The sequence below is a fragment of the Streptomyces sp. NPDC043176 genome (assembly GCF_056436715.1).
On record NZ_JBWKCA010000010.1, the window covers coordinates 76,587 to 90,246 of the forward strand.

Genomic DNA, 13,660 nt, shown 5'->3' on the forward strand with positions numbered 1-13,660 from the left:
CGGTCGTTCCGCACGGCGGCGGCCAGGTCGTGGGGGAGTACATCAGGCCACCGCCTTCCCCGCCGCGGCCGGTACGCCGGCGACGACACCCAGGAGTCCCGCGTGGTCCACCACGCCGAGGCACCGGCCGTCCTGGACCACCCGCGCGTTCTCGCCCGTCCGGGCGACCGCTTCGATGGCCTCCTGGACGGTGGCGCCGGGGGCGAGCGCCGGGCCGGCCTCGTGTTCCTCCGCGAGCGCGGGGCGCATCGCCGAGCGCACGGTCAGCACCTGCTCGCGCGGCACGTCACGGACGAAGTCCCGGACGTAGTCGTCGGCGGGGGAGCCCACGATCTCCTCCGGCGTACCGAGCTGCACGATCCGGCCGTCTCGCATCAGCGCGATGCGGTCGCCGAGCTTCAGCGCCTCGCTCAGGTCGTGCGTGATGAAGACCATCGTGCGCCCCTCCTCCCGGTGCAGGCGCACGACCTCCTCCTGCATCTCCCGGCGGATGAGCGGGTCCAGCGCGCTGAACGGTTCGTCGAACAGCAGCACTTCGGGGTCCACGGCCAGAGCACGGGCCAGACCGACCCGCTGCTGCTGACCGCCGGACAACTGGCCCGGCCTGCGCTGCTCCATGCCCGCGAGTCCGACCTTGACGACGAACTCCGCCGCGCGCTCGCGCCGTTCGCCGCGCCCCACGCCCTGGATCTCCAGGCCGTACGCGACGTTGTCGAGCACGGTGCGGTGCGGCAGCAGACCGAAGTGCTGGAAGACCATCGCGGCCCGGTGCCGGCGCAGTTCGCGGAGCCGGCCGGGGTCCATGGACAGGACGTCCTCGCCGTCGATGGAGATCGTGCCCGAGGTCGGCTCGATCAGCCTGGTCAAACAGCGGACGAGCGTCGACTTGCCCGAGCCCGACAGGCCCATGACGACGAAGACCTCACCCTTCGCGACGTCGAACGAGACGTCGCGGACGGCGGCGGTGCAGCCGGTGCGCTCACGCAGCTCGGCCGCGTCGAGCCGCGCGAGCTCCTGGTCGCCGGGCACGCGCTCGGCCCTGGGACCGAAGACCTTCCACAGACTGCGCACGGAGAAGACGGACCCGTCGGCCGCCGGGGACGGCGTGGTGGTGCGGGTCGGGGGGCACGGAGCGCTCATCGGGTCGTACCTCCCAGCAGGTCGGCGCATTTCTCGCCGACCATGAGCACGCCGATCATGGGGTTGACGGCGGTCATGGTCGGGAAGACGGACGCGTCGGCGATCCTGATGCCGTCGAGGCCCCGGACCCTCAGGTCAGGTGCGACGACGGCGAGTTCGTCGTCGACGGCACCCATCCGGCAGGTGCCGGCCGGATGGTAGACGGTGTGTGCGACGTGCCGGGCGTAGGCGCTGAGCTCCTCGTCCGAGGTGATCTCCGGCCCCGGGCACACCTCGCGCTTCAGCCAGCCGGCCAGGGGTTCGCTCGCCGCGATCTGCCGGGCGATGCGGATCCCGTCGACGAGGGTCCGGCCGTCGTAGTCGTCCTCGTCGGTGAAGTACCGGAAGTCCAGCGCGGGCTTGACCTCGGGGTCGGCGCTCGTCAGGTACAGCCGGCCGCGGCTGCGCGGCTTGGGGATGTTCGGTGTCATCGACACGCCGTGCGCGGGCCGTTCGTAGCCCAGGCGCTCGGGGTTGTCGGTGAAGGGGATCTGGTAGAAGTGGAACATCAGGTCCGGTCCCTCGGACTCCGGGTCCCGGCGGACGAAGAGACCGGCGTCGGAGTCCATCGCGGAGTTCTCGGGGATCGGGCCGTGGGTCTCCCACACGATGACCGACTCGGGGTGGTCGAGCAGGTTCTCCCCGACGCCCGGCAGGTCGTGCACGACGGGTATGCCGAGCTTCTCGAGATCGGCGCGCGGCCCGACGCCGGAGTGCAGCAGCAGGCGCGGGGTGTCCACGGCGCCCGCGCACACCAGGATCTCGCGCCGGGCGCGCACGAGGTGTTCCGCACCCTCCTTGGTGCGGATGTGCACGCCGGTCGCCCGGGTGCCCTCGAACTCCAGCCGGAACGCCCAGGTCTCCAGGGCGATGTGCAGGTTCGGCCGGTCCAGGAACGGGTGCAGATAGGCGACGGAGGCGGACGACCGCTTGTTGTCCTCCGGGTGGTAGGCGAGGTCGAAGAAGCCGACGCCCTCGTGGAACGGCTCGCGGTTGAAGCCCTCGACGCGGGGCACCCCGAGCGCGGCCTGCGCCGCGTCGACGAAGTCCCGCGCGATCGCGTTCCTGTCGGCCTCGTCGACGGGAACGATGTTGTTGCGCAGCCGGGCGAAGTAGGGGTCCATGGCGGCGGCGCCCCAGCCCTCGGCACCGGCCTCGGCCCACTCGTCCCAGTCGGAGGGAAGGGGCTTGAACGCGATGAGGGTGTTGTGCGAGGAACAGCCGCCCAGCACGCGGGCCCGGCTGTGCCGGATGTACGAGTTGCCACGGGGCTGCTCGGTGGTGGGGTAGTCGTAGTCCAGCTCGCCCCCGAGCAGGCCCATCCAGCGGCGCAGGGTCAGGACGTCGTCGCGGCCGACGTCGCTGGGGCCGCCCTCGATGACGGCGACGGTGACGTCCGGGTCCTCGGTCAGCCGGGAGGCGATCACCGACCCCGCGGTGCCGCCGCCGACGACGACGTAGTCGTACACGTGCCGCTCGTTCATGCCCGGTCCTTCTTCGTCTCGCCCGCGAACCAGCGCACGGGGCGCGGAGCGAGGTTCCGGTAGATGTGCTTGGTCTCGCGGTACTCGGCGAGACCGCTGGGGCCCAGTTCCCGGCCGATGCCGGACTTCCCGAAGCCGCCCCATTCCGCCTGCGGCAGGTACGGGTGGAAGTCGTTGATCCAGACGGTGCCGTGGCGCAGCCGGGCCGCGACGCGCCGGGCGCGGTCCTCGTCCGCAGTCCACACCGCCCCGGCGAGGCCGTACTCGGTGTCGTTGGCGAGGGCGACGGCCTCGTCCTCCGTCTCGAAGGTCTCCACGGTGAGGACGGGCCCGAAGACCTCCTCGCGGACGACCCGCATGCGCCGGTGGCAGCGGTCGAGGACCGTGGGCCGGTAGAAGTAGCCCGCCCCGGACGGTCGCTCACCGCCCGCCCGCAGCACCGCGCCCTCGCCGAGGGCCGAGGCGACGTACTCCTCGGTCCTCGCCAGCTGCGCGGCGGAGATCAGCGGACCGCACTCCACTCCCTCGTCGGTGCCGCGTCCGAGCCTGATGTGGGCGGCACGGCGGGCGAGTTCGGCGACGAAGCGCTCGCGCAGCGACGCCTCGACGATGAGGCGGGAGCCGGCGGAGCAGACCTGGCCACTGTGGACGAACGCGGCGTTGAGCGCCTGGTCGACGGCGGTGTCGAACCCCTCGTGCGTCGAACAGGCGTCGGCGAACACGACGTTGGGATTCTTGCCGCCCAGTTCGAGGGCGACCTTCTTCACGCTGTCGGCAGCCGCCCTGGCGACCTTCGTCCCGCTGACGAGACCGCCCGTGAACGAGACGAGGTCGACGTCGGGGTGTTCGGCGAGCCGCGCGCCGACGGTGTCGCCGGGGCCGGTCACGATGTTGGCCGCGCCGAGGGGCAGTCCGGCCTCCAGGAGCAGTTCGACCAGGACGACGGTGCTCAGCGGGGTGATCTCGCTGGGCTTGATCACGAACGTGTTGCCGGCGGCGAGGGCGGGCGCGATCTTCCAGCTGGCCTGGAGCAACGGGTAGTTCCACGGCGTGATCAGGGCGCAGACCCCGACCGGCTCGTGCACGACGACGCTGTGGATCTCGTCCGATCCGGCGTCGACGACCCGCCCGCCGCCCTCGTTCGCGACGAGGTCGGCGAAGTAGAGGAAGGCGTCGCGGACGCAGTCGACGTCGATGCGGCCCTCCTCCAGCGTCTTGCCCGCGTCCTGGCTCTCCAGGGCGCCGATCCGCTCGCGGTCGCGCTTCAGCAGGTCGGCGACCCGCCGCAGCAGGTCGGCGCGCTCGGCGGCCGGTGTACGGGGCCAGGAGCCGTCGTCGAAGGCGGCCCGCGCCGCGGCCACGGCGTCGTCCGTGTCCCGGACACCGCCCTCGGCCACGACCGCGAAGGCGGTCGCGTCGGCGGGGTCGATGATCTCGCGCGTGGCTCCGGACAGGGCTGCGCGCCACTCTCCGCCCACATGGATGGTCTGTTGTGCTGCCGTCACGTCGCGTCTGGCCTTCCGTTCTCCGAGTCCCCCTGCCGGTGGTCCGGCGATCCGGCCACCTGCCCTGACGCCTGCGATCCATGCGCAATGCCTTACGGAGAGTGACCCGCTTCACTGTCAAGAAGGGGTGAAAAGGGGTACTAGGGTAGATTCGGGCGAGCAAGGCTCGACGGTTCGGCGGGCGCTGCCGCGCCTGCCCGAGGGGGGCGGCAGGGGCGGCAGTCAGGCCGTGGTCAGGGCCCGTAGCCGGCTCCGACCCTCACTGAACGGGTCCCGGCAGCCGACCCAACAGTCCAGCAGGACGTCAGTCAGACCCTGAGCCACGACCACCGGAACCCGCTACGAGTATCAATGTCAGACCCATCCCGTAGAACGGTGCTCATCGCAGTCGAGTCGCGAACCAGGACTCCTTTCCGTGCCGACGGGTAAACGACGGCAAGACCGAAGTCTCGGGGGCGACCTGACGATGCCGTCCTCCGCCGAACTCAGGAGATCGCCCCGCCATGAGCACGATCCTCACGCCGCGCCGCGCGCCGTCCTTCGGAGACCGGATCGCCGATGCGGTCCTGGACGCCGCATACGAGACGCAGCGGCTGTACGGGCACGGTGCGTTCGGTGTTCCCTGCCCCACGTGCGGAGTGCCGGCCGGGACGCTGTGCCTGGCCCGCCGCAGCGTGCACGCCGAGCGGCGCGGGGCATACCGGCAGGCCCTGGAGGGCCGCACGCTCGTCCCGCTGCTTGTCGCGACCGGCCGCTGACATCGCGCAGCACGGTGGTGGTGCGGCCCTGACCAGTGGGCACCACGGCCGTCGACCACGACGGCTACCCGGACCGGACGGACCACCCGAAGCTCGCCGTGCGCGGCACCGGGGCCTACGACCTCGGCATCGAGGCCTGTGAGCTCGGCAAGCAGGGTCTCCGAGGGCAAGGGCAAGCCGGGCTCGTGGTCGGCCGACGAGCGCACCGGTCAGATCCTCTGGCAGACGGCCTCAGGCGCCGTCAACGAACCGCAGCCCGGATCTCGGCCACGCAGGCAGGCCACCGGCGAGCAGCCTCCGTGTGCGCAGAGTGGTTCCCCGTACGGTTGGCGGCCCATCAGGTAAGTCGGCATCCGGTCACACGAGTCGCCGGGCATTCCCGGAGGATCGCCTGGACAGACGTCGGTGACGACGCGAAATCCCAGGTGGGGACCCGTATCGCCTGACTGGAGCGATGTTTTTCGCAAACATCGGACGGGGTGTCGGTGTACGGTCGGGGCCGCCCTTGACCTGCACAAAGCAGGCAGGGAGTCGTCTCAGGGGAGTCCCGAGTGCTGCGTACTCTGTTCAGGTCCAAGATCTGGCTATGTGGCGTCGCCGCAGGTCAGGGGCATTGGCGAGCCGGGCGCCCGTGCGGTGCAGCCGGTTCGGCGTCTTTCTCGGGTGCGCTCGTGTGTGAGCAGGTCCGGTCAGCTGAATGCTGACCTTTTGCCGACTTTGCTGACGAACCATCAGGTGCGTCGTGCGGGGGTCAGTGCCCTCCTCGTCTGACGGTCGTACCGGCGATCTGGCATGCGTGGGCTGCGGCTCAACCATGGCGTCGCAGCCGCGGGCGAGGTCGCGGACCAGGTCCCGACGTCGGGCACCGGCTCGCCGGTCACCGGGACTTACGGTGACGGTCAGGGGTGACCTGTCCGGTCCGCCGCAGAGCCTGCGGTTCGCCCCCGGCCGCCGCGGCCGAGGACGCGGAGGCGGTCGACGGCATCAGCGTGGCGTTGGCGGCCGCCCTGGTGGCGGTGAAAAGCTCCGGGGCCTTGCGCCTGCTGTCGTGCCGCGCTGGTTCGGCCTCGTCGCTCCACCCGTGACGGTAGAGGAGGGGAAGGCCTCGACCTTGCGCCTTAGGTGCGGCTCTCGGCGTGCCGCGGCGCCGTCCGGAGGTCGTCGCTGCCGTGGCCGTTGTCGGGAGGGCCGGCGGGGCGGTTGACCGGTGTGGAGCGGCGGGTCAGGCCGACACCGGCGAGGACGACCACCATCCCGAAGGCGATGCGGAGGCTGAAGTCCTCGTGGAGGACGGCGATGCCCAGTGCCACCGAGACCACGGGCAGCAGGTAGCCCACGGCGGCGGTGTTGGTGGCGCCTTCGGCCGCGATGTTGCGGTACGTGAGGTGGAAGGTGACGCCGGTGGCGACGACGCCGAGGATCACCGTGGCGATCAGCTGCCTCGGGCCGATCTCGATCGGCGTCAGCCCGCCCAGCGCCAGGGTCGGCGCGGTGAGGACGGTCGCGGCGATGAGCTGGGCCGCGGACAGCGCGGTGGTCGGGATGCCCTTGCCGACCAGGTGGCGGCTCATGAACAGGAAGCCGACCGCGTATGCGGCGGCCGCACCGACGATGGCGAGGGTGTCCCAGCCACCCGACTCCCTGGCCTGCCACGGCGCGAAGATCAGCACCACTCCGGTGAATCCGAGCAGCAGCCCGGTGACGCGCCCCGGACGCAGACGGCGTTCGGTGCCCACGGCCGCGCCGAGCAGCAGGGACCACAGGGGGGTCGTGGCGTTCAGGACGCCCGCGACACCCGAGTCGATGCTCTGCTGTCCGAAGCTGAACAGGGCGAAGGGCAGGGCGTTGCAGAAGAAGGCCGCCACGACGACACGGCCCCATATGGCCGGGCTGCGCGGCAGCCGCCGACCGGAGAGCAGGCAGAGGGCGAGCAGGGTGGCCGCCCCGAGGAGGCAGCGGCTGAACGTGACCTGCACGGGGGTCAGTGCCTCCAGGGCCACCTCGATCCACAGGAAGGTCGATCCCCACAGCAAGGCGAGGACGCCGATCCGCGCCCCGCCTCGGCTCCTGCTCTTGACGCCGTTCACCGCTACCTCCTGTTCGGCCCTGGCGTGAACGCTGCCGCAGTCCTGCCGTAAGGACAAGCAAAAGCTTCTGCACTTCGATTAAGCTCTGCTACATGCTCGATGTGAGACGTCTGCAAGTCCTGCGCGCCGTGATCACCAGCGGCTCGGTGACGGCGGCGGCCGCCAACCTCGGCTACACCCCCTCCGCGATCAGCCAGCAGATCTCGGTCTTGGAGAGGGAAGCGGGGAGCGCGTTGCTGGAGCGGGCCGGCCGGGGAGTGCGCCCGACGGCCGCCGGACTGCTGCTCACCCGGTACGCGGCCGTCATCAGCGAGCATCTCGCCGAGGCCGAGACCGCGTTGGCCGATCTGCGGGCCGGCCGCGAGGGCATGCTGACCGTCCGCTACTTCGCCTCCGTCGGACCGACGCTGCTGGCGCCGGCCCTGGCCCGCGTCCTCTCTGAGCACCCGGCGGTCGCGATCGACCCGGGGCTGGCCGATCCCGATGACGCGGTGGCGCAGGTGTACCGGGGTGAGGCCGACCTGGCCGTCGTCGTCCGGCCGCCCACCGACGCGTCCCGGCACGGCGTACGGGTCGTGCACCTGCTCGACGATCCGTACCGAGCGGTCCTCCCCGCCGAACACCCGCTCTCGGCGAAGCGCGTGCTCGACCTCGCGGATCTCGCCGGTGAGCCCTGGGTCGGCAGCGAGCCGCCCGGCCCCTGCCTCACGCCGATCACCGACGGCTGCGCCGCCGCGGGTTTCAGCCCGGACTTCGCTGCCATGTCGCAGGACTACGCCACCGCACAGGGCTTCGTCGCCGCGGGCCTGGGCGTCAGTCTCGTCCCGCGACTGGGGCTGAGCGTCCGTCATCCCGGCGTCGCCGTCCGCCGCATCCGGCGCCCGGAGCCGGTCAGGTCCCTCCACGCCGTCTTCCGGGCCGGATCCCTGGAACAGCCCGTCCTGCGGACACTGCTCGATGCCCTCCGGGCCTCGGCCGAGGCGCAAGGGCAAGGGGCGGCGAAGGGAGAAGAGGGCGACGCACGGGTGTCGTAGGCCGCCGGCCTGCCCCGCTCGTCGAGCAGCTCGTCGGGACGGTATGGAGTGCAGTCGGCTCTCCAGCTGCCGGCGGTGTTCCGGATCGTCCCGGGCCCCGGACAGCGGGACCTGGTGGGAACGCCAGGTGCCTTCGACTGGCAATCCGTCCACCTCCGCCGGGCCGGCCCAGCCCTTTGGCGTGCGCAGGACGATCACAGGTCATCGGGGCCGCCAGTCCAGCCCGCCGGTGCGGGCCTGGCGCTGGATGCGGTGGAGTGTGGGCGAAACCGCGTACGGGGCGCTCACGTGGTGGCCGCCCACGATGGCCGGGCCGCCTTCTACGGCGGTTACGGCGAGGAACGGGGCCGGGTCGCCGACGGAGAGCTCACCGAGACATCGGTCGGGCCGACCGAAGCCGGCCTGCTCACCCTTACCGGGGCAGCCCGAAACGCCGCCGGGTCGTCGGCCGAGGAAGCAGGATCTACGTCCAGGGCGAGCCGTTCACCGCGCGGGGCGCGTTCGACCTCGGCAGCTGAACCGAGGGGCCTGCTGCTGAACACGGATGCCGTGCCGGAACGGTCGGCAGTCCTCTCGCTCGTACCGGCAAAAGCCGGCGACGCCTCGGGGCGAGCACGCGGGCGGCGGCAAGGCTCCGTGTGAGCCGGGGAGCGGCGGTCTCGGTGGCGTGGGCCGTCTGCCCCATGCGAGACCCGCGCGTCCTGGTGGGTCCGTGCGGGGGCTTTTGACGAAGAGAGACGAGGTGCGACGAGTGAACCGATGAAGCCGAAGGCCGACGTTCCGGAGGGTGACGCTCCTGCCGAGCTGACCGTCCGGGATCTGGTCGCCGGGTACGGACCCGAGGTGAAGACGGGCACGGTCGTCAGGGTGCACTACGTCGGGGTGACCTTCGAGACCGGGGAGGAGTCCGACGCCCCGTGGGACCGGGGCGAGCCGTTCGAGTTCGCCCCGGCAGTGGCCGGGTCATCAAGGGCCGGGACCGTGGCGTCAAGGAAACGAGGGTCGGTGGACGGCGCCGGATCATCGTTCCCCCGCGTCTCGGCCACGGCGACCAGTAGCCCTCGCCCTTGATGCCCGCCGGCTCGACCCTGGTCTTCGTGGTGGACCTGCTGGACTCGTACTCGGGCACAGGAGGGTGGAGCAGGGGCGGATGACCCCGGCCGCTCCTCGCCCGTCCGTGCGGCGGTGTGCTCGCCCCTGTCGAGGGCCGTCGACAGGGGCGCACCACCGGCCATGGGGTTCACCCGGCGCCGGCCGTCTCCCCCGTACGGGCCCAGGTGCGTTCGATCTCTTCGACGATGCGGACGGCTTCTGTGAGGGCCGTGCCGTAGACGGGCCACTCGCCCGGAGCGTCGTGTCGCTCCCGGCGTATCGCCACGGTCAGGTCCCGGTAGCGGCGCATGGCGTCCTCGACGCGGGCGCGGAGCTTGTCGGCGTCCTCGGGGCCCTGCGGGGGGTCGAGACACTCCAGGGCGGCGGCGGTAGTGGTCAGCAGCTCCGCGTACGCCCTGAGGCTCCGCATCGCCTCTGGTGCACGCCGGGCGTGGGGGAGGGCGCGGGCGATGGAGCGGATGTGGGTGGCCGTGCGCTCGATCATCCCGATCGTGTCGTGACAGCGTGGGAGGGTGTCGTCGGCGTGGCCCCAGGCGGGGCGGGGGTTGAGTCTGGTGTTCTCCTCCTCCCTGTCGACCGCGGCACGGGTCCGCGCCGCGCGGGCGGCCAGGTCCTCACAGCGGTGAGCCCAGTCCCCCTCCGAGCCGCCCTCGGCGGTGCCGTCCGTCGCTGTGCCGGCCAGGTCCCGCAGAAGGTGTGCGGTACGGGCAGCCAGGTCCGCGGTCAGCTGCCGTGCCGTATCGGTGTGGGGTGAGGGCGCGACCGCGAAATGGGCGACCAGTCCGCAGCCCACGCCGATGGCCGCGGCCGCCACGAGGTGGCCGATGTAGTCGATGTCACCGCCGCCGCCCGCGAACGCGAACAACGCGACGACCGGGACCTGGGCGCCTTGTCGGCCCAGGAGTTCAAGCCGTGCCCCGAGCAGGGCGATGAAGGCGAGGACTCCCACGCTCCAGACGTGGACGCCGGCGGTGCTGCCGAACGCCGCCGCTCCGACTGTTCCCAGCGCCATGGCCCCCAGGTACTGCACGGAGTCCCACAAGGAGCGGTAGAGCGTCGACTGCAGCGACAGCAGCGCGGTGAAGGTGGCGAAGGCCGTCACCGTGGGCGGCAGCAGCCAGGCCGCGAGCCACCAGGCGACCGCGGCGGCAGCGGCTCCCTTGGCCTGCAACAGCAGCGAGTCCCGCTCCTCGCCGGGCCCCCGCGCCGCACGCCGCACGAACTCCCAGCGGGCCTGGACCTGCCGTCGGCACCACTGTCCGGCCGCGCCGATCCGGCTCGGGTTCCCGCCCCGCCCCAGCGCTCGCTCAACCACCGGTGGAGGCGGGGACGGCGGGCAGCGCGTGGGGGCACGGCCCACCGTCGCGCGCCGGGCGGACGCGCATCCGCCGCAGCAGGTCACGTGCGAGCCGGCCGTCGAGCGTCGTGCGCCACCTGACGTCGGGGTGCCGGGAGCGCAGGTTGGCCAGTGCCCTGGTCCCCAGCCCGCTGCCGAGGAAGGGATCGTCGAGCACCACCTCGGTGATCACTCCCTCGGCACACCGCTCGCATGTCCGGTACGTCACCCGGCCCACCACCTTGCGGATGTGCACCAGCAGCAGACACTCAAGGCCGTCGCCGGCGGTGTCGGGGCAGGGCACCAGCCGGACGTCGCGATAGGCCAGGAGCCGCCGATGCCATCTGCCCCACAGCCGCCCGGAGCGCCGGTGCCGCCCCTCGGCGCGACGGTGCGAGGCCCCTGCCCGCCGCACAGGGAACCGGCCGTGCGCGGGGTTCGTTGCGGTCGTCTGGATTCCCATGCGGTCCCGCGTGCCCCGACGGCCGCGACCAATGCCTGCTACCGACGCGTCGTGCTCCCGACGCGGTGGGCCGCATCGCCCAGGGCGATGCGGTCGGGCTCGTCCGCTTCCGAGGCACCCCCCTTCCGGAGACCTCCGGCGAACTGCCGGGTGCTCGTAGGAGAGGACCCCGGGCGTACGTCAGGCTGCCGCCCGACATCGTGGCGACGAGCCGGTGCGGTGCGGCGATATGATCTTCGGCACGGTCCGGACGTCGCGCAGGGGCAGGCGCGCCGACTCGGCGGGGCCGCTGAGTCGGTTCGTGTCCGACCGTTCGGGCGACCCGGTCCTGGAGCGCACAGGCGGTCGCACCCTCCTGCTCCGGGGGAGCCGCCGATTTCGTCTCTGTCCGGGCCACGAGGAAGTGCGAGAGGCGGGGCGGGAACACATGGAGCACATCAGCGACGAGGAACTCGCCGCCTTCGACCGTACGCTCACCCGTCTACGCGCCCTGCCGGTGGACGACCCGGTCCGCCTCCGCGCCGAGCAGGCCGCCGCCGTTTTCACACGCGATGGCCGGACCCGCCGCCGTAAGCGCCTCAAGACCGTACGTGCCGAGGCGGACGCCACCGTGGCGGCGGCCACCGCCACCGGCGCGGTCGCCCGACGCGAGGACGCCCCGCTGACGCCCCGCCAGGCGGGAGCGGGCGGCGTCTACGAGCGCCCCCGGCGGTGCTACGTCTGCAAGTCGTTCTACCGACAGGTCGATGGCTTCTACCACCTGCTCTGCCCCGACTGCGCTGCCGACAACGCCGCCCGCCGCTCTCTGCGTACCGACCTCACCGGCAGGCGCGCCCTGCTCACCGGAGGCCGGGTCAAGATCGGTTTCCAGCTGGCGCTGATGATGCTCCGCGACGGTGCGGAACTCCTCGTCACCACCCGCTTCCCGCACGACACCCTGCGCCGGTTCCGCGCCGAGCCCGGCAGCGAGGTGTGGCTCGACCGGCTCACCGTCGTCGCCGTCGACCTGCGCGACCCGCGCCAGGTGCTCGGCCTGTGCGAGCGGCTCCGCGAGGACGGACAGCCGCTGGACATCCTGGTCAACAACGCCGCCCAGACCGTGCGCCGGTTGCCCGAGGCGTACGCGCTGCTCGCCGCCGGCGAGACCGGAGCCCTGCCGCCCGGCGTCCGGCACGCCCCCGGGTACACGCCCCTGCGCGCGGTGGAGGCTCCGGCCACGGGAGGGGCGCCGGCCCTGGCCCTCGTCCTCGACGGGGCCGACGAGGCGGGCCTGCTGCCCGATCCCGCACCGGACAACTCGTGGTCGGCGAAGCTCGGCTCCCTCGACCCGGCCGAGGTCCTGGAGACCCAGCTCGTGAACGCGCTCGCGCCCGCCCTGCTCGTCGACCGGCTGTTGCCGCTGCTGCTCGCCTCGCCCCGGCGGCACCGGTACGTCGTCAACGTCACCGCGGTGGAGGGGCGGTTCGCCGCCCGCCGCAAGACCGCTGGGCACCCGCACACCAACATGGCGAAGGCCGCGCTCAACATGCTGACGCGCACCAGCGGACCGGAACTGGCCGAGCAGGGCGTCCACATGTGCGCCGTCGACACCGGCTGGATCACCGACGAGAACCCGCTGCCGAAGAAGAACCGCATCGCCGGCACCGGCTTCCGCACGCCGCTCGACGTCGTCGACGGTGCGGCGCGGGTCTACGACCCGATCGTGCGTGGCGAGGCGGGCGCGCCGGTCTCCGGCGTGTTCCTCAAGGACTACCGGGAGGCGGAGTGGTGAGCCGGCCGGGAGAGCGGGGCCCCAGCGTGCGCCCTCAGGGACGTGCCCGGGAGGTGCCGCCGCGGTCCGACGCCGAAGGTGCACCGCTGCCGGCCTGGCCGCGCCCGGGCGTGGCCACCGACCGGCGGCTCCACTCCGCGGCCGACACGGCGATGCCCGGCGGGCGGCTCGGTCTCGGCACGTCGCCCCTCCGCCCCGGAAGCGCCGCCTGACAGCCGAAGGTCTCGGCGTCCGCTTCCAGGCCGCAGGCCGGGGCCCCCGCGACCCCGGCGCCGGGCCCCGGGTGACGGCGGGAGCGTGTCCTCAGTCGGTGGAGAGGGCCTCGAGGAGGTCGCCGACCTGCGGGTCGGGGAGCGCGCGGGCGACATCCGCCTGGGCGACCATGCCGACCAGGCGATGACCGTCGATCACGGGCAGCCGCCGCACCTTGTGCGACGCCATGGTGCGCATGATCTCCCCCGCGTCGTCGTCCGCACCGATCGTGACCGCCTCGCCCTGGGCGAGCTCGCCCGCCTTCACCTGGGCCGGGTCCTTGCCCGCGCCGAGGACCTTCACGACGATGTCGCGGTCGGTGAGCACGCCCTTCAGCCTCTCGTCGGTGCCGCAGATCGGCAGCGCGCCGACGCCCATCTGCGTCATCTTCTTCGCGGCCTCCAGGACCGTCTCCTCGGCGCCGATGCACTCGGCGCCCTCGGTCATGATCTCGCGTGCGGTCGTCATCGCAGTGCCTTCCTGATGTGCGCTTGCAGTCCGTGCCGGCCCACACCCCTCCGGGCACGGACCGTCCACACACGCGTATCCCGCATACCGGCCGCATAACGCCCGCGGAACCTCTTCCACCCCACCGCCGCAAAGCCGGTTTCCCGTGCTGCGAGCACTTCGCCCTCTTCATGTCCGGCCGGGGCGGTCTCGTAGGAGGTGCGATGGTCC

General features: G+C 72.4%; 10 protein-coding genes and 2 pseudogenes. 4 read left to right on the top strand and 8 right to left on the bottom strand.

The window, feature by feature from the left end; all coding sequences use genetic code 11:
* Positions 1 to 42 precede the first annotated feature (42 nt).
* From AC067A_RS18380 to AC067A_RS18390, 3 genes are read right to left on the bottom strand one after another with little or no spacing between them, the layout of a single operon-like run.
* Entirely contained in the window at positions 43 to 1,140 is a 1,098-nt protein-coding gene (locus AC067A_RS18380; RefSeq protein WP_479243503.1) for a quaternary amine ABC transporter ATP-binding protein, read from the bottom strand.
* Positions 1,137 to 2,663: a GMC family oxidoreductase gene (locus AC067A_RS18385; protein ID WP_479243504.1), complete on the bottom strand. Its 1,527-nt coding sequence runs from the start codon at positions 2,661 to 2,663 to the stop codon at positions 1,137 to 1,139. The genes AC067A_RS18380 and AC067A_RS18385 overlap by 4 nt, the downstream gene beginning before the upstream one ends.
* The gene (locus AC067A_RS18390) at positions 2,660 to 4,168 is read right to left on the bottom strand and encodes an aldehyde dehydrogenase family protein (protein ID WP_479243505.1); all 1,509 of its coding nucleotides are present in this window, start codon (positions 4,166 to 4,168) and stop codon (positions 2,660 to 2,662) included. The genes AC067A_RS18385 and AC067A_RS18390 overlap by 4 nt, the downstream gene beginning before the upstream one ends.
* 503 nt (positions 4,169 to 4,671) lie before the next feature.
* On the opposite strand from AC067A_RS18390, the gene AC067A_RS18395 reads away from it, so the two are divergent.
* On the top strand, positions 4,672 to 4,926 hold the full coding sequence (locus AC067A_RS18395; RefSeq protein WP_479243506.1) for a zinc finger domain-containing protein: 255 nt from the start codon (positions 4,672 to 4,674) through the stop codon (positions 4,924 to 4,926).
* A gap of 1,118 nt (positions 4,927 to 6,044) precedes the next feature.
* Here AC067A_RS18395 and AC067A_RS18400 read toward each other — a convergent pair.
* A complete protein-coding gene (locus AC067A_RS18400) occupies positions 6,045 to 7,013 on the bottom strand; it encodes a DMT family transporter (protein ID WP_479243507.1) in 969 nt (322 codons plus the stop codon).
* 92 nt (positions 7,014 to 7,105) lie between these two features.
* Between AC067A_RS18400 and AC067A_RS18405 the strand changes: the two genes are divergently transcribed.
* Positions 7,106 to 8,047 carry a LysR family transcriptional regulator gene (locus AC067A_RS18405; RefSeq protein ID WP_479243508.1) on the top strand — a complete coding sequence of 314 codons (942 nt, stop codon included), beginning with the start codon at positions 7,106 to 7,108 and terminating at the stop codon, positions 8,045 to 8,047.
* Positions 8,048 to 8,052: 5 nt separating this feature from the next.
* Here AC067A_RS18405 and AC067A_RS18410 read toward each other — a convergent pair.
* Positions 8,053 to 8,305: pseudogene (locus AC067A_RS18410) on the bottom strand (phosphoketolase family protein); the annotation flags it as partial.
* A 501-nt stretch (positions 8,306 to 8,806) separates the two neighbouring features.
* Here AC067A_RS18410 and AC067A_RS18415 point away from each other — a divergent pair.
* Positions 8,807 to 9,201, top strand: a pseudogene (locus AC067A_RS18415) (FKBP-type peptidyl-prolyl cis-trans isomerase).
* An 86-nt stretch (positions 9,202 to 9,287) separates the two neighbouring features.
* Here the strand turns inward: AC067A_RS18415 and AC067A_RS18420 are convergent.
* Entirely contained in the window at positions 9,288 to 10,475 is a 1,188-nt protein-coding gene (locus AC067A_RS18420; protein ID WP_479243509.1) for an FUSC family protein, read from the bottom strand.
* Positions 10,468 to 10,800, bottom strand: a complete 333-nt coding sequence (locus AC067A_RS18425; protein ID WP_479243510.1) for an N-acetyltransferase — start codon at positions 10,798 to 10,800, stop codon at positions 10,468 to 10,470. The genes AC067A_RS18420 and AC067A_RS18425 overlap by 8 nt, the downstream gene beginning before the upstream one ends.
* A gap of 586 nt (positions 10,801 to 11,386) precedes the next feature.
* On the opposite strand from AC067A_RS18425, the gene AC067A_RS18430 reads away from it, so the two are divergent.
* On the top strand, positions 11,387 to 12,730 hold the full coding sequence (locus AC067A_RS18430; protein ID WP_479243511.1) for an SDR family NAD(P)-dependent oxidoreductase: 1,344 nt from the start codon (positions 11,387 to 11,389) through the stop codon (positions 12,728 to 12,730).
* Between the two features lie 303 nt (positions 12,731 to 13,033).
* Here the strand turns inward: AC067A_RS18430 and AC067A_RS18435 are convergent, their stop codons facing one another.
* Entirely contained in the window at positions 13,034 to 13,450 is a 417-nt protein-coding gene (locus tag AC067A_RS18435) for a CBS domain-containing protein (RefSeq protein WP_479243512.1), read from the bottom strand.
* Between the last annotated feature and the right edge of the window lie 210 nt (positions 13,451 to 13,660).